At 54.4% G+C, this 26,986-nt stretch carries 22 protein-coding genes; 16 read left to right on the top strand and 6 right to left on the bottom strand.

The window, feature by feature from the left end:
* Window positions 1–201 precede the first annotated feature (201 nt).
* Both BBD41_RS08870 and BBD41_RS08865 read right to left on the bottom strand, forming a co-directional pair.
* The gene (locus BBD41_RS08870) at window positions 202–1,290 is read right to left on the bottom strand and encodes a response regulator transcription factor (RefSeq protein ID WP_099477319.1); all 1,089 of its coding nucleotides are present in this window, start codon (window positions 1,288–1,290) and stop codon (window positions 202–204) included.
* Window positions 1,278–3,143: a sensor histidine kinase gene (locus tag BBD41_RS08865; RefSeq protein WP_099477318.1), complete on the bottom strand. Its 1,866-nt coding sequence runs from the start codon at window positions 3,141–3,143 to the stop codon at window positions 1,278–1,280. Before BBD41_RS08865 ends, BBD41_RS08870 begins: the two co-directional genes overlap by 13 nt.
* Window positions 3,144–3,342: 199 nt before the next feature.
* Here BBD41_RS08865 and BBD41_RS08860 point away from each other — a divergent pair, with 199 nt between their 5' ends.
* The 8 genes from BBD41_RS08860 to BBD41_RS08820 all read left to right on the top strand — a co-directional run bounded on the left by BBD41_RS08860 (window position 3,343) and on the right by BBD41_RS08820 (window position 11,925).
* Window positions 3,343–4,704 (top strand): ABC transporter substrate-binding protein, encoded by a 1,362-nt coding sequence (locus BBD41_RS08860; protein ID WP_099477317.1) that lies wholly within the window; start codon window positions 3,343–3,345, stop codon window positions 4,702–4,704.
* Between the two features lie 33 nt (window positions 4,705–4,737).
* A complete protein-coding gene (locus tag BBD41_RS08855; RefSeq protein WP_099477316.1) occupies window positions 4,738–5,703 on the top strand; it encodes a carbohydrate ABC transporter permease in 966 nt (321 codons plus the stop codon).
* A gap of 178 nt (window positions 5,704–5,881) precedes the next feature.
* On the top strand, window positions 5,882–6,706 hold the full coding sequence (locus BBD41_RS08845; RefSeq protein WP_099477314.1) for a carbohydrate ABC transporter permease: 825 nt from the start codon (window positions 5,882–5,884) through the stop codon (window positions 6,704–6,706).
* A gap of 56 nt (window positions 6,707–6,762) precedes the next feature.
* Window positions 6,763–7,620, top strand: a complete 858-nt coding sequence (locus BBD41_RS08840) for a sugar phosphate isomerase/epimerase family protein (RefSeq protein WP_099477313.1) — start codon at window positions 6,763–6,765, stop codon at window positions 7,618–7,620.
* A 3-nt stretch (window positions 7,621–7,623) separates the two neighbouring features.
* Window positions 7,624–8,661: a Gfo/Idh/MocA family protein gene (locus BBD41_RS08835; protein WP_099477312.1), complete on the top strand. Its 1,038-nt coding sequence runs from the start codon at window positions 7,624–7,626 to the stop codon at window positions 8,659–8,661.
* Window positions 8,662–8,677: 16 nt separating this feature from the next.
* On the top strand, window positions 8,678–9,700 hold the full coding sequence (locus BBD41_RS08830; protein ID WP_099477311.1) for a Gfo/Idh/MocA family protein: 1,023 nt from the start codon (window positions 8,678–8,680) through the stop codon (window positions 9,698–9,700).
* Window positions 9,701–9,851: 151 nt separating this feature from the next.
* On the top strand, window positions 9,852–10,640 hold the full coding sequence (locus tag BBD41_RS08825; protein WP_099477310.1) for a glucosamine-6-phosphate deaminase: 789 nt from the start codon (window positions 9,852–9,854) through the stop codon (window positions 10,638–10,640).
* Window positions 10,633–11,925 (top strand): N-acetylglucosamine-6-phosphate deacetylase, encoded by a 1,293-nt coding sequence (locus BBD41_RS08820; protein WP_237087037.1) that lies wholly within the window; start codon window positions 10,633–10,635, stop codon window positions 11,923–11,925. The genes BBD41_RS08825 and BBD41_RS08820 overlap by 8 nt, the downstream gene beginning before the upstream one ends.
* A gap of 192 nt (window positions 11,926–12,117) precedes the next feature.
* Here the strand turns inward: BBD41_RS08820 and BBD41_RS08815 are convergent, their stop codons facing one another.
* A complete protein-coding gene (locus tag BBD41_RS08815) occupies window positions 12,118–13,065 on the bottom strand; it encodes a helix-turn-helix transcriptional regulator (RefSeq protein WP_099477308.1) in 948 nt (315 codons plus the stop codon).
* Between the two features lie 239 nt (window positions 13,066–13,304).
* Between BBD41_RS08815 and BBD41_RS08810 the strand changes: the two genes are divergently transcribed.
* The gene (locus tag BBD41_RS08810; RefSeq protein WP_099477307.1) at window positions 13,305–13,793 is read left to right on the top strand and encodes a DinB family protein; all 489 of its coding nucleotides are present in this window, start codon (window positions 13,305–13,307) and stop codon (window positions 13,791–13,793) included.
* A gap of 194 nt (window positions 13,794–13,987) precedes the next feature.
* Here BBD41_RS08810 and BBD41_RS08805 read toward each other — a convergent pair whose 3' ends face one another.
* The 3 genes from BBD41_RS08805 to BBD41_RS08795 all read right to left on the bottom strand — a co-directional run bounded on the left by BBD41_RS08805 (window position 13,988) and on the right by BBD41_RS08795 (window position 16,330).
* On the bottom strand, window positions 13,988–15,433 hold the full coding sequence (locus BBD41_RS08805; protein ID WP_099477306.1) for an erythromycin esterase family protein: 1,446 nt from the start codon (window positions 15,431–15,433) through the stop codon (window positions 13,988–13,990).
* A gap of 169 nt (window positions 15,434–15,602) precedes the next feature.
* Entirely contained in the window at window positions 15,603–15,797 is a 195-nt protein-coding gene (locus BBD41_RS08800; protein WP_007131544.1) for a helix-turn-helix transcriptional regulator, read from the bottom strand.
* A 23-nt stretch (window positions 15,798–15,820) separates the two neighbouring features.
* A complete protein-coding gene (locus tag BBD41_RS08795; RefSeq protein ID WP_189636149.1) occupies window positions 15,821–16,330 on the bottom strand; it encodes a DUF6773 family protein in 510 nt (169 codons plus the stop codon).
* Window positions 16,331–16,781: 451 nt separating this feature from the next.
* Between BBD41_RS08795 and BBD41_RS08790 the strand changes: the two genes are divergently transcribed.
* From BBD41_RS08790 to BBD41_RS08755, 7 genes are all read left to right on the top strand, one after another.
* Entirely contained in the window at window positions 16,782–17,705 is a 924-nt protein-coding gene (locus tag BBD41_RS08790; RefSeq protein ID WP_099477305.1) for a putative RNA methyltransferase, read from the top strand.
* 292 nt (window positions 17,706–17,997) lie between these two features.
* Window positions 17,998–18,417 (top strand): VOC family protein, encoded by a 420-nt coding sequence (locus BBD41_RS08785; protein WP_099477304.1) that lies wholly within the window; start codon window positions 17,998–18,000, stop codon window positions 18,415–18,417.
* 454 nt (window positions 18,418–18,871) lie between these two features.
* Entirely contained in the window at window positions 18,872–19,783 is a 912-nt protein-coding gene (locus BBD41_RS08780) for a hypothetical protein (protein ID WP_099477303.1), read from the top strand.
* A 370-nt stretch (window positions 19,784–20,153) separates the two neighbouring features.
* Window positions 20,154–21,194 (top strand): LacI family DNA-binding transcriptional regulator, encoded by a 1,041-nt coding sequence (locus tag BBD41_RS08775; protein ID WP_099477302.1) that lies wholly within the window; start codon window positions 20,154–20,156, stop codon window positions 21,192–21,194.
* Window positions 21,195–21,621: 427 nt separating this feature from the next.
* Window positions 21,622–22,983 carry an ABC transporter substrate-binding protein gene (locus BBD41_RS08765; protein ID WP_099477301.1) on the top strand — a complete coding sequence of 454 codons (1,362 nt, stop codon included), beginning with the start codon at window positions 21,622–21,624 and terminating at the stop codon, window positions 22,981–22,983.
* Between the two features lie 66 nt (window positions 22,984–23,049).
* Window positions 23,050–26,001: an extracellular solute-binding protein gene (locus tag BBD41_RS08760; RefSeq protein WP_099477300.1), complete on the top strand. Its 2,952-nt coding sequence runs from the start codon at window positions 23,050–23,052 to the stop codon at window positions 25,999–26,001.
* Window positions 26,002–26,012: 11 nt separating this feature from the next.
* Complete coding sequence (locus BBD41_RS08755; RefSeq protein WP_077569459.1) at window positions 26,013–26,981, top strand: carbohydrate ABC transporter permease; 969 nt, start codon at window positions 26,013–26,015, stop codon at window positions 26,979–26,981.
* Window positions 26,982–26,986 lie beyond the last annotated feature (5 nt).

Below are 26,986 nucleotides of genomic sequence, written 5' to 3'. Positions count from 1 at the left end.
TGTGAATATAGGCCGTTCAGCCGTGCTGCAGCAAGCTTTCGCCGCTGCTGGCTGACCCGGCCGACTCCTCCTATAGCGTTCCATTCGAATGAGCGGCCCTTGGTTCAAATCCCGGTAACGCTCCATCTGAACGAGTCGCCCTCCGAATTTCCGGCCATCTGTGATTTAATCAAACAGTTCCAATCTAAATGGCACCCTGCTTTATCGGGCCGGGTCCTGCGTCATGGTCTTGCTCTGCTTTCGGAATTCCGACGGGGTAAGGCCATGCACCTTTTTAAACGTTTTGCTGAAGTGGACATAGTCCGAGTATCCGACGCGATATGCGGCCTCCTGCGCCGACAAGCCGCCTTGCGCGAGCAGCTCCTTCGCTTTATCCATCCGTACCTGCGTTACATACTTGACGAAATTCATACTGGTCTCGTTCTTGAAAGTCCTGCTTAAGTAGGTCACCGACATCCCGAGCGAGTCGGCCACCTCCTGCAAGGACAGATCCTCAGCCGCATAATTCTCCTCGATATACTGCTTGGCTTTCACGATATTGTGATGCGATCCGAGATTCCGCATGCCTTTTATCCAACAAATGGTCTCGCTTATGCTCTTAAGAAGACGCTGTCGACAGGCTTCCTTGTCATCGTCCTGCGCGATGTCCGGGGTGTGCATGCCGTTCCTAAGCTCCGCGTCCGGCAGCTTTAATCCCCGTTCCTCCAGCAAAAGCAGCAATTCCTGCATAAGCATTCGAGCATAGTGCGGCAGACTGACATCCGCCGGTCCGCCTGTTTCGAAATGGGCGATCATGTCGCCCGCAAGCGCCAAGGCTTCCCGCTCCTGCGCCGACCAGAGCAGGTCGACGAGCTGTGCCTTCGACCGCTGCTGGGCAAGCGTCCAAGCGGTCTGACGGGAGAATCGCTCCACCCGGCGGTCCAGCTCTTCGCAGGCTTTCACCAGCGCCGCATGAAACTGGGCAGGGTCGACCGGCTTCAGCAGAAAGTCGGACACCCCGCTGCGCATTGCCTGCCGGGCATACTCGAAATTGTCGTGACCTGACAGAATCAGGATAAACGTATGCTTGCGGCTCTCCCTAACCCTGCGGATGAACTCGAGTCCGTCCATTTCGGGCATGCAAATATCCGTCACGATAATATCGGGCGAGGTCTCCTCCATCAATTTCATCGCTTCGGCGCCATCCTCCGCTTCAGCCACCACTTCAATCCCAAGACCCGACGCCTCCGTCAGTTTTCTTAGACTCAAATGAATCGCATATTCGTCATCGATGATCATCAATTTGTACATGCCGAAGCCTCCTCGTCAGCAGTATAGGGAAGACGGATTTCGAAGATGGTACCTTCGTCCGGCGCAGAATGGATCAGCTGCAGCCCATATCCGGAACCGAAGGTAAGCGCAAGCCGCTCATGAACGTTCATGAGGCCGATGCCGCTCGTGGCTTCCCCTTGCGGTTCCTCTGCATGCAGATCTCCTCCCGGATACACCGCCGATTGCAGAGCCCGCCGAATCCGGGTCAGCTTCTCCGGCGGCATGCCGCTGCCTTCATCGCGGATGACGATGACGAAGCAGCTGCTCTCGGCCCGCGCGCTGATGCCGATATACCGGGGCTTTCTGCCGCGATATCCGTGAATGAACACATTCTCGACGATCGGCTGAAGCGTCAGCCTGACGGCCTGGACCCGGGTGACGAAGCGTTCATCGACGTCCAGCTCGACTTCAAGCTTGCGGAAACGGGCTTGCTGAAGTTCCAGATAGGCCTGGATATGCGCAAGTTCCTCTCGGAGCAGGACGATGGATCCGGCGTGGCTAATATTGTAACGGAACATATGGGCAAGCGCGCGCGTCATGCGGCTGATCTCCATATGATTGTCCGCGATAGCGTAAGAGTTGATGATTTCCAAGGAATTGTACAGAAAATGCGGGTTGATGTGGGATTGCATCGACCGCAGCGCCGACTCCTTCTGTTTGATGATCAGCTCGCGCTCTTTGAGCTGCGAGGTATGAACCTCCCGGATCAGACGCTTGAGCTCATCCGTCATTCGGTAAAAGCTATGGAAAACCGCGCGCATTTCATTGTTCCGGAATGAATGCGTCTTGGCAGGCAGAACAAAGTCACCCTTTTCCACTCGGGCCATCAGCTTCTGCAGCATCACAAGCGGCCGTGTCAACGACAGGGAGAACCCCCCCACGAGAGCCAGCGAGATGCCGATAAGCACAGCGGCCGCAGCCAAGGAATAATTCCGCTGCATGATCAGATTGCCGATCAGGCTGTTCAGCGGAAGATCGGCAACGACGGTCCAGCCGGCAATCCGCGATTGCTCATGGATCACCATCTTTTCTGCGGGAGAGACGGGATCCTGGTGGCGAAAGAAGGAGGAGGAGCCGCGGCTCTCCAAGCGTCTCAGCAGACTTTCTTCGACCTTGGTTCCGATGAGGCTGGAATCGGGATGATACATGATTTGCCCCTCGCTTCCCATAATCCAGACGTTGAAGCCGCCCAGGGAATCATTGGTGCAGATCGCAGCGATTTGCTGCAGATTGAGATCAACGACCAGCAGGCCCTTGTACAGAAAGGACGAGTTGTCATAGAGCTTCCGGGCAATGGTCAAGGACGGCGTGGGTCCAACCTTGCTCAGTCCCAGGATCTGAAAGTCGCTCAGCTGATCCATCCGGGAGAGATAGGACAGGTTGCGTTTGCGGATCTCCGCCATATCGAGCAATCCGGGAGCCTGTTCGTAATCGGTGATCTGCCGTTGGTGGCCGGCAACCAGCGAGATGCCGATGATATCGGATCGGCCGTAGATCATCTGGGCGAACAGATCGTCTTCGACTTTCTTGGCGAGCTGGAAATACTGGTAGGGAGTTAAGTGCGCAGCGGACAGAAGCTGTTGAATCTGCGGATTATGGATGAAGGGATACGTAGAATTCTCCAGATTGTTGATATAGGAATCCAGCGACACGTTGGTCTGCTCGATAATGCGCTTGTTCGTGTCGACGGCGAATTTCTCGATGGCTTCGGTGGAGGACTGGTACCAGAAGCTGCCGAGCAGAAAGAATGGAAGAGCGATGAATACAATAATCAGTACGAACAGTCGCTGGTTGATGGTCAGATTGCCAAAGGACATCCGCTGCTTGTTCATCTATGGATCCGCCTTCCTTCAGTTATGGAGTGTGGATTGTAAGGAACATTGTAGCAAAAAAACACAAGTTGTAAATAAAAGAACAGCAGCCCGGAGCAAGAATACACAAGTGAGTCAAGAAAGCACATGGGCCGCCGCCGGGATATTCATTACAATGCTAGTAATCCATAACAATATCAAGACAGGGGGTTAATCGATCGTGAAAAAAAGAAAAGGCTTGTACAGCTGGCTTGCCGCTTTGCTGCTTGTAACCGTGTTTGCAAGCGGTTGCAGCGGAGGCGGGCAAAAGGAGGGCGGAGCGGCCTCTCCTCCCAAGGGGGAAGACGGCGGAAAGCAGGTAGAGATTTTGCTGGGCTACTACTCCAGCGACAGCTCCGACGCGAAGATGAAGGAGCTGATCGACCGGTTCGAGGAGCAGCATCCGAATATTAAGGTGAAGACGCAGAGCGCGCCGTACGGCCAGTTCTACCAGAAGCTGGACACCCAGATTGCGGCCGGTCAGGCACCGGACGTATGGCTCTCCGACGGCGTCTACGTGATGAAATACGCGCAGCGCGGCGCGGCCAAGGATCTGACCGACTGGATCGTCCGCGATCTGAAGGCCGAGGATTATTACGGTCTGGATTTCAACAAGGACGCGGAGGGCCGATATTGGGGCGTGCCCCAAGGCATCCAGGTCGGCGTGCTGTTCTACAACAAGGATCTGTTCGATAAGGCAGGCGTCGATTATCCTACCGAGGATTGGACCTGGGAGGATTTGAAGTCGACGGCAGCCAAGCTGACGGTCGATGCCGCAGGGAAAACGGCCGAGGATGCCGGTTTCGATCCGGCAAGCGTCAATCAGTTCGGCCTGACGTTCTTCAGTATTACCGAGGGCTGGTTCTCGGTAATGAAGTCGTACGGCGGTGGAGTTCTTGACGAGAAGGCCGAGAATTCGATCGTCAACACGCCGGAGAACAAGCAGGCTTTCGAATGGATGGTAGACGGCATGCAGCGCGGGATCATTACCGACCCGGTGGATTTGAAGAGCTTCCAGAGCAATACGGCCGTATTCCCGAGCGGATCGGCAGCGATGCGGATCGGCATTTACGCAAGGGTGCAGGCGGCGAACGAGGCAGGGCTGAACTATGACGTGACGCTGCTGCCGAAGGGTCCTGACGGCAAACGGGTATCCCCGGTGATCGCGAACTCCTGGGTCATCAACCAGAAATCGAGTGACAAGAAAGCGGAAGCCGCCTGGGAATGGATCAAATACTGGGCGACCGAGGACGAGGTGCAGAAGCAGTGGACGGAGCTTGGCGAAGCGGTGCCGGTCAAGAAATCCGTTGCGCAGTCGGATGTGTTCCTGAAAGCGGGCGAGCAGCCGGCGAACCGCAAGGCGTTCCTCGACAGCCTGGAATTCGCGCAGACGCTGGACAATAACGCCGTATGGGAGGAATGGGTCGGCAAATTCAACGAGAACGCGGAGCGGGCATTCCTGGGAGATGCGACGATTGATCAGGCATTGAGCGATGCTGATGCGGCGGTTCAAACGGTGCTGGACGATTTTTATAAAAAATAATGCAAGATCTGCTCAAGAAAGGCGGGAGCGACTATGGGCAACACGCTGATCGATAAGACAAAGCCAAAAGCCGAGCTGTTACCGCCCGGCAAACCCGCCCGAAAACGGACCTGGGACCATGAAGGACGATGGGGGCTGCTGATGGCATCCCCCTACATTCTCCATTTTATCGTGTTTGTGGCGGGGCCGCTCGCGGCATCGCTGTACTTCAGCTTCTCCGATTACGACATGCTGAACCCGCCTGAGTGGACGGGGCTCGATAATTTCCGCCGGATGGCGGACGATCCGATGTTCTGGCGTTCACTGTGGAACACGCTTTATTTCACCGGGCTGTTCGTGCCGCTCCAGACCTTCCTCGCGCTGGTGCTGGCGGTTGCTCTGAATCAGCGCCTGAAGGGGCTGAAGTGGTTCCGCATGGCGCATTTTATACCGGTCATCTCCTCCTGGACCGTCATTCTGTATGTCGCGGACGCGATATTCAATCCGCGCTTCGGTCTGGCGAACATGCTGCTGCAGAAGCTGGGCCTTGCCGGTCAAGGCTGGCTGCAGGACCCGAAGCTGGCAATCCCGCTCCTCGTGATGATCGCGGTGTGGAAGGGGATCGGCTATATTATGGTCATTTATTTGGCCGGCCTGCAGAGCGTGCCAGGCGACTTGTATGAGGCGTCCGAGATTGACGGGGCAGGGGCGCTCCGCAAATTCCGGTACATTACGATTCCTTTGATCTCGCCAACCACCTTCCTGGTTTTGATCATGAGCACGATCTCTACCTTCCAGGCATTTGAGCAGATCTACGTCCTGACGGGAAGAGGGGATATCAGCGCGGCCGGAGGACCGAACCATTCCAGTCTGGTGCTCATGCTGTATCTGTACCGCGAAGGCTTCACGTTTATGCGGATGGGCTATGCTTCCGCGATTGCGTGGGTGCTGTTCATGATCCTGTTCCTGCTGACGCTGATCCAGCTGTGGGGCCAGAAGAAGTGGGTGCATTACGAATGACAAAGCAAATCTTGTGTGTCTGTACGGAAGATGCTTCGGCGATCGGTTTGCGGTGGAAGGGTATATTTTACGGAAGGAAAGAGAAGGGTTATGGGGCTTCGAGCCATGGAGTTCCTTGGTTCAGCTTCTTCGGCGAGGATCGTTATGCAGTCAGCTGGTGCAGAAAGGAGGGGCTCGCATGAAGTATAAGCTGCTGGGGCGAGGCATCGCTTACCTGTTGATCGGCATAAGCTCGCTTATCATGCTGGTGCCGTTCGCGACGGCATTGATGAACTCGCTCAAGACCTATCGGGAATACACGACCGTTCCGCCCCGATGGATCCCCGAAGTATTCCAATGGTCGAACTATGCGGCTGTATTCAAGCTCGGAAATATCGGCGGCTATACGGTGAACAGCGTGATCGTGGCGGGCTTGTCGGTTGCGGGGGCGCTGCTGTCGTGCTCGATGGTAGGGTATGCGTTCGCCCGGCTGCGTTTTCCGCTGAAAAGCGCGCTGTTCGTCATGGTGCTCGGCACGATGATGATTCCCGCGGTCGTGATCATCATTCCGCACTTTATGATTTTTAATGAGCTGAACATGCTGGATACGCTGACTCCCTTGTGGGTGATCGAGTGGCTGGCCCAGCCGTTCGGAATATTTCTCATGCGGCAGGCTTTCATGAATATACCTAAAGAGTACGAGGAAGCGGCAAAGATGGAAGGCTGCAATCCGTTTCAGATTTACTGGCGGATTTTTATCCCGATGGCCAGGCCAACGCTGGCGACGCTGGCGATCTTCACCTTCATGGGCAAGTGGAATGAAATTTTGACGCCGGTCATTTACCTGACATCCAATGAGAAATACACGCTGCCGATCGGGATTCTGTCGCTGTCCGGACAGTGGACGGGAAATGAGCAGCTGATGATTGCCGCGGCGCTGGTCAGTCTGGTGCCGATTCTGCTGGTGTTCCTGTTCGCGGAAAAATATTTCGTGCAGAATCACAATATGGCCGGCATCAAATAACGGTCCCGCCAGAGGCATTGCCTTGGGCGGCGGCCGCCGGAAGGGAAGGATCTACAATGAGGATAGCCGCCTTCAGCGGTTCGCTGATCGATTACGATTTGAAGGAAGCGATGGCGGTCAGTGCTTCGCTTGGTTTTGACGGCATCGAAATTGCCTGCCGGGAGCCGCATCTACATCCGGACATGCCGCTTACGCAGGTCCGGGAAATCAAGAACGCCGCCGAGGATCACGGCCTTGCGATCCCGGCCTTGGCAGGCTATATGGGCCACTTTTCCATAGCAGGAGCGGAAGCTTGCGCAGCGGAATACGGCCGCTTCATGGAGCTGCTTGAGCGGTCCGTGCTGCTGGGGGCGGATATGATCCGGGTGTTCCCCGGAGGGCCGAACGCTTTTCTGGCCGAGCCGGAGCACTATGAGAAGGCAGCCTATTGGATCCGCCGCTGTGCAGACGAAGCGAGGAAGGCCGGGAAGCGGATCGTGCTGGAAATCCACAATCTCTCGCTCGTGGAGACGGTAGACGGTGCGCTTCACCTGTCGGATCTGATCGGACGGGACAATGTCGGATTCATTCACGATGCCGGCAATATGTACATTGCGGATACCGGGTACGGCGAGGAATCGGTCAGGCGGCTCGGAAGCCGGCTGTTCCACGTCCATATTAAGGATGAGAAGCGGGTCGCGAGCGCCGGGGCTCCGGGAACGTTTAAAAATTTAACCCGGCATGGAGAGGAAAGCTTTCTGCAGTGCCGTCTCGGCGAAGGCGGGGTCGACCACGGCGGTTTGCTCCGCGGGCTTAAGGAGAGCGGTTATGAGGGCTGGCTTACGCTGGAATGCGCGGCTCCGTACCCGCCGATCGAGCGGCTGGCCTGGGATATGAAGATGCTGCGAACATGGCTTCGGGCTGTGGAGGTGTAAGGAATGACGGATGGAATCAAATATGGCATTATCGGATGTCAGCACGCCCACATCGGCATGTTTATCGAAGAGATGCAGCGGCTCGGGTATCCATGTGCCGGTGTTTACGAACCGGATAACACGAAACTGGCCCGCGAGATGGCAGAAAGGTTCGGCCTTGCGATCACGTCGGATCGGAGGTCTCTGCTGGAAGATGACGATGTTGGCATCATCGGCTGTGCGGCGGTCAACAACGAGAAGATCGACGTGATCGAGCTGTGCGAGAGCTACGGGAAGCATGTAATGATCGACAAGCCGGCGGTAACGAGTCGCGAGGGTCTCCGCCGTCTGCAGGCGGTGATGGAGCGGGGGAGGATTGAGATCGGCATGATGCTCACCGAGCGCTTTCGCGCTTCGATGCATACGGCACTCAAGCTGGTTATGGCCGGGGAGCTGGGGGAGATTGTCCACATTGCGATGCGGAAGCCGCACCGGCTGAACCCCGCTAACCGTCCGGCATGGCATTTTGACAAGGAGAAATCGGGCGGTATTATCAATGACCTCCTCGTTCACGATTTTGATCTGCTGCGCTGGCTGACCGGCAGGGAAGTGGAGGCGGTATCCGGTTATATGGCCAAAAACATTCTGCCGGAGCACCCAAGCTTCTACGACACCGCAGCCGTGCATGTGGTCATGGAGGGCGGCGTCACCGCAGAGCTGTATGCCGATTGGCACACGCCGGCGGGCAGCTGGACCTGGGGGGACGGCCGGATCTTCATCACCGGCACGACCGGCATGGCGGAGATCCGGCTGGAAGGAGATCCGCTGCTGCAGAGCCGGGAAGCGCTGCTCCTAACGGATGCGGATCAGCTTCGGCCGCTCGAGCTGGAGGCTCCGCCGAAGCTGCTGGCACAGGATTTTCTGGACCGCATACGGGGAGGTTCGGGACAGATCTCCCACCGTGATATTTACAAAGCGTCGGAGGGCACGGTTCAAGCAGACGAGGCCGCCCGTGTCATCGTCCGAAGCGCCCTGGAAACCGGGCATAACCAATATCGATAGAGCGGGGTGTATTCGAATGGAACAAAGACCGATACGATTCGGCATCATTGGCTGTGGAATTATTGCGGATATTCATGCGCAATGCATCGAAAGCACGGAAGAAGCGGAGCTGGCCGCCGTGTTCGATACGAAGCCTGAGTCGGCTGCGGCATTCGTGGAGAAGTACGGAGGGGACGTTTGCGGGAGCTTAGAGGAGCTGCTGGCCCGCCCCGACGTGGAAGCGGTATGTATCTGCACGCCGAGCGGCTTGCACGCGGACCAGACGGTGCTCGCCGCGAAGGCGGGCAAGCATGTGCTGGTGGAGAAGCCGATGGCAATCCGGCTGGAGGATGCGGTGCGCATGATCGAGGCTTGCAATGAGGCCGGGGTGCGGCTTGCGACGGTTTTCCCAAGAAGGATGTCCCCGCAGGCGAATTACGCCCGGCAGCTGATCCAGGAAGGACGTCTTGGCAAACTCAGCCTGTGCTCGGCCTATGTGATGCTGTATCGGGACCAGGCTTATTATGACAGCGCTGGTTGGCGCGGGACCTGGGCGATGGACGGCGGCGGTGCGATGATGAATCAGGGCATTCACACGGTGGATCTGCTGCAGTGGCTTGCCGGTCCGGTGACCTCCCTATCGGCCAAAGCCAAGGCGGTACTGCGCAGCATCGAGGTGGAGGATACGGTGACGGCGGCACTGGAATTTGCCAGCGGAGCCCTGGGCATTCTGGAGATTACGACGACGGCCAGGAACGCCAAGGGGCAGCGGCTGGCGATTCGCGGCGAGCGGGGTGAACTGGTAATCGAAGAAGACGATATCGTGTCTCTGCAGATCGATGGCGAGGATGTGACGCTGCCTGAATTTGAGCCTTTCCGCATCATCCCGGACGGGCACCGCATGCAGATCGAAGATCTGGCGAGAGCGATTCGCGAAGGGCGGCAGCCGATCGTGCCGGGAACGGAGGGCATCCATTCGCTGGAGATCATCCTTGGCACTTATGAGGCAGCGCGGCAGCGTAAAGACATCAGCATCGGGGAGAAGGCACCTGCAATATAGAAGAAACGGACCGGATCAACCGGATTATAGCGGAGGATTCAGCATGTCGGGAAATGCATCGGTCAAAGCGAATTCTTGCATGCAGGGTAATTAGCGATAACAGGAGAAGTTCTCCAAAATAGGGAAGTGTACAGATGAAGGAGGTGGGGATATGCACGATCAACCTTTCGGGCTCGTGAATACGCAGGTGAAGGACCGGCTCAAGGTCCGCGTCTATAACAGCCGCGAAGCGATGGGAATGGCGGCGGCGGCCGATATCCGCACTGCGATGCAGGAACTGCTGGCCGCAAAGGAACGCATTCGGATGGTGTTCGCCGCGGCTCCTTCCCAGAATGAATGTCTGGAGGAGCTGGTCCGTTCCGAGGGGGTGGACTGGAGCCGGGTGACGGCTTTTCATATGGATGAATATATCGGGCTTCCGCAAGCTGCACCGCAGCGGTTCGGCACCTTTTTGTCCGAGAAGCTGTTTGACCGGGTTTCCCCTGGAGCCGTGCATCTGCTCGACGGCTTGAATGATGCGGATACGGAGTGCCACCGGTATGGCCGCCTTCTGGCTGAAGCGCCGATCGATATCGTTGTTCTCGGCATCGGCGAGAATGGGCATATTGCCTTTAATGATCCGCCGGTTGCCGATTTTGACGATCCGGCGCTCGTGAAGCCTGTCACACTAGACGAAGCATGCCGCCTGCAGCAGGTGAATGACGGCTGCTTTGCCAGCCTGAATGATGTCCCGAGGCGGGCGCTTACGCTGACGATACCGGCGCTTATGTCGGGGACGCAGCTGTTTTGCATCGTTCCTGGAGCAAGAAAGCGGCATGCCGTGCGGAGAACGTTAACCGGCGATATTCACGAGGCTTGCCCTGCAAGTATTCTAAGGCGTCATCCGGACTGCACGCTGTATCTTGACCGGGATGCCTATGGGGAAGGTCTCCATGACTAGTAAGGCGCTTGTCCGCGAAGGCCTCCATTATGCAACCGGCGAACGGATTCGAATTACCATAGGTAGCGAAGGTCGCATTACAGAGGTATTTACAGAAGATGCCGACAGCCGCATTGCAGAAGTGTCTACAGATAGCATTGGCAGCAAAATTTCAGGGGCAGCGCCTGCTCAAGGTGGCAGCGATGGCGGCGAAGCTTTGATCGCCGATGGCGAGCATTCGGTTCGCGGCGGCGACGCAGAGGTGTGGATCGCGCCGGGACTGATCGACCTTCAGTTGAATGGCGGGTACGGGATTGACCTTAACTCGCTCCCGCTGACAAGCGAATCCATCATTCGACTGACGCGCCGTTTGTGGGAGACGGGGGTAACGACGTATTACCCGACTGTCATTACGAACGGCGACCGGGAGATCGAAGAGCTTGTAAGCGCCATCGATCAAGCCTGCCGGGAGGATGCGCTGACAGGGAAGAGCATCGGCGGTATTCATCTGGAGGGCCCTTTCCTTTCGCCGGAGGAAGGGCCGCGCGGAGCCCATGATGAGCGGTATATCAGGCCGCCCGATTGGGAACTGCTGCAGCGGTGGCAGGATGCCTCCGGCTCCCGGATTCGCATCCTGACCCTGTCGCCGGAGTGGCCGGAAGCACCGGAGGTGATCCGCCGAAGCGTGCAGAGCGGCATCATCGTTTCCATCGGGCATACGGCGGCTACGCCGGAGCAGATTCGCCAGGCCGCACTGGCCGGTGCGAGCATGTCCACCCACTTTGGCAACGGCGCGCATCTGACACTGCCGCGGCACCCGAATTATCTGTGGGAGCAGCTGGCATTGGATGAGCTGTGGTGCGGCTTTATTGCCGACGGTTATCATGTGCCGGACTCGGTCATTAAGGTGCTTCTCCGGGCCAAAGCGGGGAAAGCGCTGCTGGTCAGCGATGCCGTCTATTTAAGCGGCATGGCACCGGGAAGCTACCGAACACATATCGGCGGCGAGGTGGTGCTGACCCCCGAAGGAAGGCTCCATCTGGCACGAAAGCCCGAGCTGCTCGCAGGTTCGGCGATGATGCTGGCCGATGCCGTGCAGCGGCTTGCTGCATCGGGTCTATGCTCATTCGCCGAAGCCTGGGACATGGCTTCCAGCGCGCCGGCCAGAGCAATCGGACGGGAGAAGCTGTACGGGCTTACTGAAGGAGCGCGGGCAGATTTCGTCATGTTCGAGCGGCATGCAGGAAAGATCCGTATCGTCGAGACCGTGCTTGGAGGCGTGCCGTTGTATCAGACGAGCTCCTGAAAGCCCGCTGGCGGCAGCCGCGGTTCCAAGCATGAATGGCTGATATTCTAATACAGGGGAGCCCTTTCGGGATGGAAGGGCTCCCTGCCGTGATTAACGCTTGGGGTCATTTTCGGCTTGCTTGACTGCCTTGCCGATCTGCTCATATAAATCCTCGGCGTGCAGTCCCGAGATTTCATCAATGGTTACACCCTACCCATACTTCTCCGTAAGCTCTCTCAGAATATCTCTTATGCTGTCCACGAGCTCCTTGGGCTCCAGCACGACAGCCTCGTTACCCAGCCCGAGGAAAAACTTCGCGAAATAGCGCATTTCGCTTGTAGGCACTTCCTGCTCGAGCCGGCCGCTTCCATCGGGGTTCACATCGATCCGGGGGACGGGGCATAATTCGGCCTCACAGCGCTGTACGCCCTCTCTCGTCAGTTCGGCAATCATTCGGACATATACGGCTTTTTCCGCCCCGTGTTCTCTCCAGTTTCCCAGATGGATGTGCCGGTGATCCAGCGGCTCAACTCCGCTCTCGTCGAAGGCGGCGGCCTGCATGCGGTCGCAGCGGAACAAGCGAAAGTCCCTGCGCATAAAGCAGTAAGCGGGACAGTACCAGAAGCCGTTGCTGGCATAAATGCCGACAGGCTGGATGCTTCGCGCCGACAGGCCGTGCTTGGTCTCATATTGGATGCTGACGACCCGCTGCTCCACGGCTGCATCCAGCAATATCCCCAGAAATGCCGCCTTCTGTTTCCGGGTATGGGTTAGAAAATCGACCCGGTTCTTCATCTCGTCAATCCGGTCACGCACATCGCCCGGCATGTAATAGTAAAATTTCTGGAGCGCTGCCGACGACTCGGCTTCGAAGGGCAGGAACAAATAATGGCGAAGGGCGTGGCTGGCAAAAAACATCGCGACCGCTTCTTCCTCGCTAAACGCGATCGGCGGAAGGATGCGTTCTCTGAGCACTTGGTAGCCGCCATGCGGACCAACCTCCGAATATAGCGGGACGCCAAGCTCGCTCAGCTCTTGAAGGTCCCGCAGGATCGTTCGTGGCGAAACGCCGAATTGGTCCGCGAGCTCCTTCACCGTAAACTTTCGCATCCGATTGACGGTCATCATCAGTTCGATCAGCCGCTTGGATTTCGACATGGAATCAGCTCCGTTTTTTTGAATGACTATGACAATAGTTGTCACTATTATAGCCTATACTTGTACCATAGCCCTAGTGAGGGCAGAATGGAAACATAATAGCCAGCTGCGCGCCGGCGCTACCAGGCAACGAAGAGTTAACGGCCTGCGCTTGCCGAAAAAAAGTGATGGCTCGGCTCCGCCTTACTGTCGCTGTATCTTTTCCCTTATCATTCAAACTAAAAATAGGAGTGATCGCCTTGAGTCATCTGGTTGAAATGAAGCAATTGCTGTTTGAGGAGCTGGAGCATATCGTGAAAACCTCCTCCAATCTCATCATGAAAATTTCGGACGAGGATTGGGATTACTGCCCTGCCTCCAATATGCGAACGCTCCTCGAGCTCGTGCATCATCTGGTGTCGGTTCCCGGAACCGATCTGTTGATCATGCAGGAGAAGACCGAAGAGGAGGTGCGCCAGCTTGAAGGGGCCATCGCTGCGGACGGCGGCGACAAGGAAAAACTGATCGCATGGATGAACAAGGGGCTGGCCGACTTGAAATCGTACATGAACGGGCTAACGGATGACGACTTTTTGCATAAAAAGACGAAGCCATTCTACTTGGAGCACGGCTCGGCACAAGCCAAATGGCTGATCGAGGTCGTGACGCATGCCCAGCATCACCGTGCTCAAATGTTCAATTACCTCAAAGCCCAAGGCTATGAAGTGAGCATGTTTGATTTGTATTAATAACAGCTGCACTAGTTGTGAAGAGGATTAAGGGACACCGTCCATAGGTTCGGGCGGTGTTCTTTTTCATTGGTTTCAGGACGGGGAGAGGACAAAAATCCCTCAGAATCCGGGAAGCGGTATATGGCACTCTCTTAACCGGACTCTAAGGGATTTCGTGTTGGAATAAGGATATACAAAAATGCCGATTTCTTTTACTCGTCCTGCGACGAAGCTTTGGATGAAGCGGTCGATCTCAGATATTGGGGCGGGTTCACGTCATCGATCAACAATATGCCGTCGTATTGATCCCGGGCGATCAGGCTCTCGGGAATCATGCCCCAGCTGTACGCGAAGCGGGGTTCGAACATCCAGGAGTTACCCGATTCATGGCTGCGATAGCGAAGATCCATGAAGGTATATGGAGCTCCCGATGCCGCTAGAATCGATTCGACCGATCCCGGCTCCGGCGGCAGCACGTCATGGACGGCACCCGTATTGTCAGCGGTTTTGCCGCTCGCCGGATAAAGTCCGAGCACATAGCTGTATTGTTTCATCTCGTCCGACAGCATCTCGCCCATTAGTTTAACCGGGTATGGGGAGCCCATCACTTCGGTTTGGGCCTTGCGGATGTGATCGTTATGTCCCCAGACGATGAATTTTTCCGTAGGGTATGCCTCGGTGGCGAGCCACATGAGATTATCGTGCATTGCTTGATCCCGCCATTCCATCGTCTCCAGGAACGGCATATAATCCCCTTGTTCCAAGGCAGCGGTGGATTCGATGGACAGCTCCACATATTCCTCCGCTACCCGGATTCGGTCGCTTAAAGCTCTCTCCAGAAGGAGGGAAAGCTTCGGATTGTCAGGGTAGAGCTGCTTGATGGCCTGATTCGCCTCGGTTTTCAATGCTTCCTGAGCTTCCTTGTACACGCTGATCAGATGTTTTTTCTCTTTGCGGTACGCGGCTGCGTCCGTTGCTGCCGAATAGTCGGACAGCTTTTTGTCGGCTTCCGCAAGCCGCTTCGCGAGGGCTTTATCCTTCAGCCATCCTCCGTCAAGGAGGGGGAACTGCAGCTGCATGTCGAACCCGGTAAGAACAAGCGGTTGCTCGCTGTTATGCGACGCCTTGATGTAATCGAACAACGGCAGCGTTTCTTTGGACCACCAGACGCCGAAGATCGAATCTTTCATCGTCTGCTCGGCGCTGCGGCCGCTGACTTTTCCGTATGCGATGGAGGCAGGAGCCAGCCCGCTCTCGAATGCCAATACGTTGTACCCCAGCTCCTGATGGAGGAATTGGATCAAACGCGTCTTGGCGAGGTTGAACTCGGCCACGCCGTGGGAGCTCTCTCCAAGGAACACGAAACGCTTGTCCTGCAGGAGCGGCTTTAACATTTCCAAATCCTGAAACGAGTCTGGCTTGCCGTTCGAGCCAACCGGCTGAATCGAATCAAGCTTATAAGCATGATCGGCAGCCCAGGCCTCCCATTCGGCAATTTTCTCCTCATGGGTTCGGGCTGGCCGGACTTCCGTCACCTTCCCCTGAATGGTATCCGGGGCGGCTGCTTGAGCGCTCCTCGCATAAGAGGCTGTGCCTCCAAGCAGGACAGTCGCCAGCATTAGTGCGGTGAAAGCCTTTCTTGTCTTATGTAGTGTCATTTCGAAAGAGTTCACTCCTTGGTATTTGGTTTATTCAAGTCGTTCATTCGATCGACGGTTCAAAGGGCCGAAGCACGGCAGCGGCAGTTTACGGCTTTAATAGACGCGGCATCCCCTCCTTTCAAAAAAACATGAAGTGTCTTGACGAACGTACGGGTTTCTTGATAACTCACTCATCCCAGAAAAGGTCGTCCAGCGTACGGGACAGCGCCTTGCAAATGGCAATGCAGAGGCTGAGTGAAGGGTTGTATTTGCCGAGCTCGATCAATCCGATCGTTTGTCTCGATACCCCGACGATCCGGGCCAATTCTTCTTGCGAGAGATCCTTTTCCACCCGGGCCATTTTCAGCTTGATATTTTTCATGCAAAATCACCTTGTCTCCCTTCTTATGAGTCCAGTTGGTCATTTTGCGATACTTTTCGGCTCACTCGATTTGCGAAATGGTGAATGGCCGTCATCGTTCCGGCAAATAGCGGGATGTAGAAGATTAGCGAAAACAAGAATACGGAAAGGAAATACTTCCAAGCGGTCTGACTGCTGCCATCCCCATACACGACGGCACTTCGTATCCCTAAGAAGAGGGCGAGGATCAAGCCGATGGCCAGTCCGGAAATCGCCGTGCGCCGGCTAAACGACATTTTGTGGTGCTGGTCATGCACTTCCACCTCATCGGAGTAGATCCCCATCGCCACGCTTCGGATGCTAAAGTACAAGCTGCCTCCCAGAATGACCAGCATTTCGGTCAGAACGGATCCGCGGTCCGGTAAAAACCAGGTTTTGATTACGGCCGAAACGCTGCAGATCAGCATGATCAGCATATAGGCTTCTTTATAAATGTTGTTTTTCAGGTTGACGATGCGTTCATCATCGATTGCTTTCTTTTTAAACCAGTTCATGTGTATTGGGCTCCTTTCTAGTGAAAGAACAAGTTGTTTTTATTTCTTACATATCTGCATTTTACAGGTTTAGATGTCATAATGCAATATATATATGTCATTTTGTTAAAGATAATAATCAAACCTGAGCTTGCCGCGCTATGTTACCGCTCATTGGATCCATAACGATGTCATTAGGATAGCAGGAGCGGAGCCCTCACTTTTGATCTGTTTTGCTAATTTGTTGTATAAGTTCTTTCCGATCTTCAATCGTGTTACTATTGGCAATAGGACTAGAATGCTCTATTCCAATCTAGGGAGGCTTCGTTATGATCTATTACATTCGGTTGCGATAATCAGAGGTGCAGATTTAGAGATAGGCGCGGTCCATTTTTTTGAAATTAATGGGACAAGGGTTTATTTTGCTGCACCTTTATTCATCGACTAATCGAATGGAAAGGGTGGAAACGAAATGTCCCGTTATAATCCAGAGGAGGCATTAACCAAAGCGAGTTTGGTTGCTTCCCAAGAGCAGCTGTTCCGTTGTCCGATCTGCAAAAGTCCGATGCGCGTCAACCGGCTGTCCAGCCTGGACTGCAGCAACGGCCATTGTTTCGATATTTCGAAGCATGGATATGTCAATTTGCTGCCGCGTCCTTCGAAGAGCAAGTATGATAAATCATTGTTTGCTTCGCGCAGCATGATCAGTAACAGCGGCTTCTTCGACCCGCTGATCGAATATATATGTAATCTATTGATCCGCAGGCGGGAATCGCATTCCGAGATTCAGACTTTACTGGATGCCGGGTGCGGCGAAGGCTCCCATCTTCGGTCAATTATTAGCAAATTGGAGGAAAGGCCTGGCTGCAAGCGCTATTTAGGAACCGGGATCGATATTGCCAAAGAAGGGATCCTGCTGGCTTCCAAGGCTTCGCCGGACCTGGTATGGTGCGTAGCCGATCTGGCGAACAGTCCGTTCGGTGACCGCCGGTTTAACGCCATTTTGAATATTTTGTCGCCCTCCAACTATGCCGAATTCGGACGCTTGCTGACAGAGGACGGGGTGCTGATAAAGGTCATCTCGGGGAACTCGTATTTGCAGGAGCTTCGTGAGCTGTTATATGGCAGGAAGAGCAGGGAACGCGATTCGAGCGGCCATACGATCGAGCTGTTCAACCGTTACTTTGAGCTCATCGAAACGAAAGAAATTCAGTATCGCAAGAGGCTGAGCCCCGAGGAGAGCTCTCTTCTGGTACAGATGACGCCATTGTCATGGGGGGCTTCCCCGGAGTTAAAAATGTCGGATAATCTTCCGAGGGAACTGGAAGTCACGATGGATTTCACCGTGCTCTATGGCAAATCGAAGCCAGTTCCCGCCGTTGAAGAGAGCATGTAAGCAGGCAGAATGCAGCTAATGTAAACCAAGCTTCGCCCCGTTTCGGGGGAAGCTTGGTTTTTTTGTTGCGGGTATATTCATTATTACGATCATATGTAGATATGAAATGAAGAAGATTTTTCTGCACCATGATATCTCGATCATGAGGGGAGAAAGTCCCAGACGAACAAAAGGAAAAGGAAGTAAATAACATTCGGTTTTCTTGATGCATGGGTGTGTTTGCTAAAACGGCAAGGATTGGGCGATAATGAAAGTCGATACATACATTGAACAAAGGGCAGGTGGATCCATCATGACACTGCGTTTGAATCCGTACATTATCCTGGATGGAAATGCGAAGGAGGCGATCCGTTTTTATGAGCAGGTGCTGGGAGCCGAGACAGTGATGATTCAGACATTTGGCGAAATGCCGGCAAACCCTGACTTTCCGTTGCCTGAAAGCGCCAAGGACCGGATATCCCATGCACTGCTAAAGGTTGGCGGCAGCGAGCTCATGTTCTCGGACACATTCCCGGGCCAGCCGGTACAATCGAGCAATCAGGTTCAGATTTGCATCATGTCGCCATCGGCAGATCGTTCGAGGCAAATTTACGAAGCTTTGCAGGAAGGCGGCAAGGTTGGGATGCCGCTGCAGGAGACGTTCTGGAGCCCGGCATACGGCATATTGACGGACAAGTACGGGGTGACATGGAATATTTCCACGGAATCCTGATTACCGTAACATAATGCTCAGCGTAACCAAGACCCCTGGCGGTAAGCCAAGGGGTCTTGGTTTTGTATTGCATCTTTATTTTTGTTCGGCCGTATCCACCTTGGCCGGAGGAAATGAACTTTTATCCTACTGATTATTTTCTATGCTGCCAAGCGATTCAGGCTGCTGTTAATTAAAGATATAGTTGTAACTGGCTTGCTTCCCGTTCGTTATTAAAGGACCATAGGACGAAGGGGGGGATGATTGGATCTAAGAAGGAAGGAGGGGGCGTGCGGAAGGAAAGCGCGGAGCTGCGACCTGATGAGGAGAAGAGCCAGCCTGCGAGTCATTGTCCGAGAACGCGGCTTTCAAGCATCCTAGTCTGAAAGTCAGTGGGTCGTCATGCCTATTGGAAGGCAACTTTCGGTTAAGGTACAATAGCCTTTGGTATATATTAGGAGAAGGGGCGATTGGGATGAGATTCATGCGGAAATGGCTGCTTATGGTCTGCGGCCTTTTGTTTGCAGTCTCCAGCATGATGCCGCTAACAACGGCGCATGCGGCGGACCAGAAGTGGATTAATCAGGTATGGAATGATTACAAAGCGTACAATAAGAAAACCGTAAATGCTTATAACAATTACCAGAACCAAATGGATAAGCAATATAAGCAGTTTTATGAGGCCTCTCATGCGTCCTTGGATCAATTGGAGAAAACGCTGCTGGATGATCAGAAGCTATGGAACGAGAAGCTGGAGGCGGATCTCGAGCAGTTGAAGGCGAAGTATGAGGGAAATCGGGATATCCAGGATAAGCTTCGTGAGTATGCCCGGGAGATCAATCCCACCTCTATGAGAAGTTCGATGTGGAAGTATGTCTCGGAGACGAAACGACATTATATGAGCAGCACATTGTGGAAGCTGGATAAGGAAATGAGCGATACTTACCTGAACAGCATGATGTGGACCTACAAAAAAACGATTACTCCGACCTATTTGAACAGCGCAGCGTGGAAAATGGCGAAGAATGTCAATGAACATTATCTAAATAGTCCGATGTGGAAGCTGAAGAACGGCTCCAACGCGCATTATCTGAATAGCCCGATATGGAAGTATAAAAAAGGACAGATCAGCAAGTCAGCCGCCAAGAGCCAGTACAGCAAGCTGTTTAAGACACAGACTGCTGCCCTGTCCAAGAGCAACGCAGCTCTGAAGCAGCAGATTACGGCGATGGCAAGCGGCACGGAGAAGAAGCTCGGCGAGCTGTATGCGGATTCGGTGAAATCCTTGGAAGCTCAGCGGGAAGAGACGTTGAGCCGAATTTCGAAGCTCCGTGCCGAAATTACGGGTGAGGGCTTTACTTGGGAGCCGCTGCTGATTAAAGAATAACAAGCGTCGAAACATGATCACCCTATAGTAAACGTACAGCCGCTTCCGGTGAGACTATTAGACAGTCCACCCGGAGCGGCTTTATTTTATTTTTTATCGATTTATCAAAAAGGTCATGTTATAGGCGAAATCACACGTTCATTCATGGAGCCGGATGCATGCTGGTGATGGCCTTTAGTCCTCCCCCTTATAAGTCCCAGGGTATACTTTTTTATGAAAATGAAAACAAGAAAATGCAGGATATACTTTGACTTGCAAGCATTTCTCGAATAGTATTATGATTGTGACCTAACAAAAACTAACACAAATAACACGCAAAACACACATGGGTTGGTACGGATCTACAAATATGCTTAAGTAGGTTGATATGATGAAATCAAAAGTAACCATTCAAGAAATTGCGGATTTTACGGGCGTGTCCAAATTTGCGGTGTCCCGTGCGCTATCCGGCAAGTCGGGCGTCAGCCCGCAAACCAGGGAAATGATACTGAAGGCTGCCGGGCAGCTGGGTTATTTCAAGGATCAGCCCGGACATACGGGCGGTCGTTCCGAGCTTCAGGACCCGGAAAACCGTAAATGGGCCGGGGCTGTTCTCGTCCTTTTCCCTAACGTGCGGTACCAAAATCGGGAGTCTCTGTACTGGGGGCCTGTCTTCGACGGGATCTCCACCCGTTTAAATCAACGGGGCCTTGACATTCTGACACTGACCGAGCCGTCTAATGACCATATGTTCTCGCTGTTGAACCCGCAGGGCCTGCTCGGGATTGTCACCGTAGGCTCCGTGTCCACGCAAAATTTGATGGATATCAAAAAATTGAATATTCCTGTCGTCATGGTGGATCATATGGACCCGGCATTCCAGTCGGATACGATATTCACCGACAATTTGTACGGCATGCGGCAAATGATGACCAAGCTGGTGAGCAGGGGGTACAAGAAGTACCAGTTCATTGGCAACATAAGCGATGCGCCGAGTTTTTACGAGCGGTATCTTGGGTTTACATCCGTGCTGGCCGATTACAAAATTGAGCATCGTCAGATCCCCGAGCTGATCAGTCCCGAGATCGACCAGGATCTGGCGGCAACATTGAGCAAGGCTTTAGCAGGTCAAGAGCTGCCGGAGGTGTTCGTATGCAATAACGACATCACGGCAATGTTTGCGATGGATATTTTGAAGCAGCGGGGAATCGAGGTTCCGGGCGACGTTCAATTCACCGGATTCGATAATACTTATGATCAGCTGCCCATTCTGGCTACGGTCAATATCGATAAGGAATTGCTCGGTATGAGGGCTGTAGATCAATTGTTGTGGCGGATTACCAACCCGGATTCCGGTTACGAGAGGATCCTGATCCAGGCTGACGTCATCGTCAGGGATCTTCAGCAGCCTTCCCGGGGAGAGACCGATTAGATTATAGCCCCATGGGGTGAATACGCATGGCTCCGATGCGGATTGAAGCATCGGGGCCTTTTTGTATTCATAACAAAAAAATAACATTTTGGATAAAACGGATGCTGGATGGTCATGTAGGTGAAAATGAAGTCGATTCCTTGTATTTAAAGGCTTTTGGTGGGGTATCGACATTTTTCAACATACATAATGAGTTGATTATTAATAACTAGAATAGATTATTATCGAAAAATATTAGGTTTATTGTTATTTATAAAATAATAAATATTGACGACTAGAAAAACTGATGTTATATTTTTTGGCAAACATAGATAACGGAATGGAGGGGGCATACCGAGGATCAAGATGTTCCGTTTATCCAGAACCATCGCATCCGGGAACGACATCAAGTTAAATCGTGCTTTTACAAATAAGGGAGGTTTTTAAAGTGAGAAAAATGAAAGGGCTTTCTTTATTGCTTATCTGCTTGATGTTTGTCATCACTGCCTGCAGCGGCGGAGGCGGCGCCCAGACGGAAGCTCCCAAGACCGAGCCCGCACCGGCTGCGGAACAGGCGGGAAGCGAAACGCCGAAGGAAGAAGAGCCGGCACAGCCGGTTGATCTGGGCGGTCGAGTAATCAAGGTTGCGGCCTGGTGGGATTTGACGCCCGCAGGCAATACGGCCGACGAGAAGGCGCGACTTGAGAAGATTGCCGAAGTCGAGAAGAAGTACAATGTCAAAATCGAATTCGTTAACGTGCCCTTCGAGGAGTATATGAACAAGTTTACGACAAGCGTGCTCGCCGGCGAGCCGTTTGCCGATATCGTGCAGCTGGAGTACAAGTCGGCTTTGCCTGCGATCATGAAAGGGCAGCTCCTGCCGATCAGCGAGTTTACGACCGATCATAACAACATTAACAACGAGGCGAATCTGCAGATGAAATACCCTGCCATCGGCGGCGGCGAATACGGGTTCGACAATCCGATCTCCCTCGGGCTCGGGCTGCATTATAACCGCGACCTGTTCAAGAAGCACGGTCTTCCGGACCTGCAGGAGCTGCATGCCAAGGGCGAATGGAATTGGGATAAGTTCATGGAGATTGCCAAACAAGCAACGAAGGATACGAACAATGACGGGAAGACGGACGTGTGGGGCTTCTCGGGCTGGGCGATCGACGCCGTGAAGCATTTTACCGCAGCCAACGGCGGGAAAATCGTCGACGATGCGAACGGCAAAGAAGGCTTGTCCGACCCGAAAACGCTGGAAGCCGCCGAATTCATTAACCGACTCTACAACGTCGAGAAGGTGGTCAAGGTGAAGAGCGGCAACAAGACGAACTGGGAAGAAACGAACACCTTCAAGGACGGTGACGTAGCGATGTTCCCGGCGGCGGAATGGATGCTGGGCGACGTGACCTTCGAAGTCGGCATCGTGCCGATTCCGAACGGACCGCAAGGCTCGCCGGAGGCAACCTACGCGAACACGGCCGCTTCCGCGAAGTTCATTCCGAAGGGCGTTAAAGATCCGGCCATCGTCTACCAAATCTATGAAGAAACGTTCGATATCCAGTCGACAGAGGAATATCCGGGCCAGGATTACCTGGAGGGGATTTACACAAATCAGGAAGACATCGACATGATCCGCGAGCATATTGCGGGAACCGGCGTAATTACCGTTGACGAAGCGTACACGGATTATCCGACTGGCGCATTCATCGAGGACATTATCGTAAACAACCAATCCGTGACGGCGACGGCTGAAAAATACAAACAGCAGGCACAGGCTGCCGTTGACAAAATGGGCAAATAAGACGGATGGACGGGGGGCGAAGAGCGGCAGCCTCAGCCTCCCTTCTCCTGATAAGGGGGATGAACATTGACACGCCAATTGCAGCTAAACAAATGGATGGGCAGACTCCTGACCCTTTTGCTGATCGTCGCGGCCTTGATGCTCTTCTTCAACCGGGGCAAGGATGATCCCGGCGAAATGAAGATCGGCGCCCCGGCGGAATGGAAGCTTGATCGTCCGGCCTCGCTGATCCAGACCGGCGCTCAGGCCGGCAAAGCGATGCCTTATGCCCAGTATTTGTCGAAATATGAAGGTAGCGGTCGACCGGGACAAGAAATCACCATCCCCGCATCCGAGTACAGCCGTGCTGAGGGGGGAGAATTCCGGAAGCTTGACCAATATGAAGGCAGCCCCGGCACATCGCTCTACACCGGCGAGAAGGGCGAGGTGGAGTGGAAGCTTCGAGTAGAGGAAGAGGGCCTTTATAATCTGTCCGTGCTGTATTACCCCGTAGAGGGAAAGAGCTCCTCGATCGAGCGCTCCCTTCGAATCGACGGGAACATTCCTTTTCAGGAAGCTGCTTATTTACAGTTCGACCGGATTTGGGGCAATGCGAAAGACAGCGTGGACCGGGACAATCAGGGTAACGATCTGAGGCCAAGGCAAATAGAGCGTCCGGCGTGGATCGAAACGGTGCTGAAAGATGCGGACGGCTATGAAACCGAGCCGTTTCTATTCCACTTCACGGAGGGCGAGCATACGATCTCGCTAACCGCTGCTCGGGAGCCGATGGTCATCCGGGAGCTGAAGCTGCTGCAGCAGCCGGATCCGCTTCCTTACACCGAAGTCAAGGCGAAATACGAAGCCGAGGGAACGCCGCAAACCGAGGGAATCCTGCTTGAGATCCAAGCGGAAGCGGCAACGGCCAAATCCTCCCCGACGCTGTATCCGCTGAGCGAGCGCGCAAGTCCGAGCGTGCGCCCGTACAGCGCATCCGAGGTACGGATCAATACAATCGGCGGCTATAACTGGCGACTGCCGGGTCAGTGGATCGAGTGGGAGCTGGACGTGCCGGAAACGGGGCTGTACAAAATCGCCTTCAAATCCCAGCAAAATTTTGTAAGAGGGATATATTCCACGCGGAAGCTGACGATTGACGGGAAAGTGCCATTTGACGAGATGAATCGTATTCCGTTCCGCTTCAAGAACGGGTACCGGATGGATGTGCTTGGCGGCGAGGAGCCGTACCTGTTCCATCTTACACGTGGAAAGCATGTGCTGCGCCTTGAAGCGAGCCTCGGCGAATTCGCTCCGCTGATTCACGAAGTGGAGGACAGTTTGCTGAATCTGAATGCGATGTACCGGAAAATTTTAATGATCACCGGCACCAATCCGGATGAGTTCCGGGATTATCGGGTGGAACAGCGCATTCCGGAGCTGATTGAGACTTTGCAGTTTGAGAGCGACCGACTGAAGGCGATCGCCTCCCGCTTGGTAGAGCTGTCGGGACAGTCCGGCGATCAAGAGGCGCTCCTTAAGATCATGGCGCTCCAGCTCGATGAGATGATCGCCAAGCCCGATACGATTCCGCGCCGGCTGGAGGCCTACAAGACCAACACCGGGGGCCTCGGGACATGGCTGCAGCAGGCCAGGGAGCAGCCGCTTGAGCTCGATGCGTTATATATCGCTTCTCCTGACGCCAAGCTGCCGAAAAGCGGGATGGGGGCAGGAGATAAAGTAAAGCACGAGCTGAATACCTTTGCCAGCTCCTTCTTCATTGATTATAACAACATCGGCAATGTGTCGGACGGGAAGGATCAGCGTTCGATTACCGTATGGATCGGCAGCGGCCGGGACCAGGCGAATACCGTAAAGGCCATGATTGACGAAACCTTTACGCCCGAGACTGGGATCAGCGTCAATCTGAAGCTGGTCAACATGGGAACGCTGCTTCCCGCAACGCTGTCCGGTCAAGGACCGGATGTTGCCATGCAGATCGGCAACGACCTGCCGGTGAACTTTGCGATGCGCAATTCGGCGGCGGATCTGGCGCAGTTTGCCGATTTCGATACCGTGGCTGACCGGTTCCGGGACAGTGCGCTGGTACCGTATCAATACCGCGGCGGCGTATACGCCCTGCCGGAGACGCAGACGTTCAACATGATGTTCTACCGGAAGGATGTGCTCGAGGAGCTCGGGCTGGAGGTCCCGGAAACGTGGGACGATGTGGCAAGCATGCTGGCCGTGCTGAACAAGAACCATATGCAGTTCGGGCTTCCGGTCGTGGCGCAGGCGCCCGACCAGTGGACCACGCTGCCGCCGAACTCCATGTTTGCGGCCCTGCTCATGCAATCGGGGGGACAGTTCTACCGCAACCATGACCGGGAGTCGGATCTGGATTCCAAACCCGCGCTCGAAGCCTTTAAGCGATGGACCGAGTATTACACCGACTACAAGCTTGAGCGGGAATATGATTTTGCGAACCGCTTCCGTACCGGTCAGATGCCGATCGGGATTTCCGATTACACGACGTATAATCAGCTGTCCGTCTTTGCACCGGAGATCCGCGGCGAATGGGGATTTGCCCCGATTCCCGGAACCGTGCAAGAGGATGGAACGGTTGACCGCACCGTCCCGAGCGGAGGCAGCGCAGTCATGATGCTTGAAGATGCGAAGGATAAGGAGGCCGCCTGGGAGTTCCTCAAGTGGTGGACCAGCGATGGAACGCAGACGAATTTCGGGCGGGAAATGGAAGGATTGATGGGAGCCGCCGCGCGTTATCCGACCGCGAATATCAAGGCGCTGGACAGCCTGCCATGGCCCGTGGCCGACTATGAAAATTTAAAAGCCCAGTTCGAATGGGTGCGGGGAATTCCGGAGGTGCCGGGGGGCTACTCCACGGGAAGACATCTGTTCAACGCGTTCTACCGAACGGTGATCAGCGGTGTCGAGCCGCGGGAGGCTCTGATGGATTCCGTTCAGTATATTCATGATGAAATTCGGACCAAACAAGAAGAATTCGGCGTGCCGGAGGGATAGGGGGAATCAAAATGCATAATGCCGGCCTTCAAGACCCTGAGACGGCGGCCCCGGCCGCGGTCCGCTCCGTCAAGCCGCAAACCTGGGGAAGCCGGAAGCTGGCGGAAATCAAGGCCAGCAAGCATTCGTATATTTTGCTTGCACCGTACATGATCCTGTTTACGTTGTTTACCGTGCTTCCGGTCGTCATTTCCATGATCCTCAGCTTCACGTACTTTAACATGCTGGAGTTTCCGCGGTTCGTCGGATGGGATAATTACACCCGGCTGTTTCTCGAAGACGATATTTTTCTGATTGCACTTAAAAATACGCTTTTGTTCGCCGCGATCACCGGACCGATCAGCTACTTGGCCTGCTTCCTGTTCGCTTGGGTCATCAATGAGCTCGGGCCGAGGATGCGGGCGTTCATGACGCTGATCTTCTATGCGCCTTCCATCTCGGGGAACGTCTACTTTATCTGGCTTATGATTTTCTCGGGAGACCGCTACGGCATCATGAACGGGATGCTGATCAAGCTCGGGATCATCCTGGAGCCGATTCAATGGCTGAAGACGGAAGCCTTCATCATGCCGATCATCATTCTCGTGCAGCTGTGGCTAAGCCTCGGAACCGGATTTCTGGCCTTCATTGCCGGCCTGCAGACCGTTGACAAGACCTTGTACGAGGCCGGCGCGGTTGACGGGGTCCGCAACCGGTGGCAGGAGCTGTGGTATATTACGCTGCCGTCGATGCGGCCGCAGCTGATGTTCGGCGCGGTGATTCAGCTTACGACCTCATTCGCCGTCGCCGACGTCTCCATTGCGCTTGCCGGGTTCCCGAGCGTGAACTATGCGGCGGAGACGATCGTGACACATCTGATCGATTTCGGCACGACCCGGTTTGAGATGGGGTTTGCCTCGGCCATTGCCACGGTGCTGTTCATCCTGATGGTCGGCACCAATCTGATCGTCCAAAAACTGCTGCGCAAGGTAGGTGAGTAGAACTC

Origin of the sequence: Paenibacillus ihbetae, assembly GCF_002741055.1 — a bacterium.
In the GTDB taxonomy this organism is placed as follows: domain Bacteria; phylum Bacillota; class Bacilli; order Paenibacillales; family Paenibacillaceae; genus Paenibacillus_AQ; species Paenibacillus_AQ ihbetae.
The sequence above is the reverse complement of the archived record's forward strand: the minus strand, read 5'-3'. Positions and strand labels throughout refer to the sequence as shown.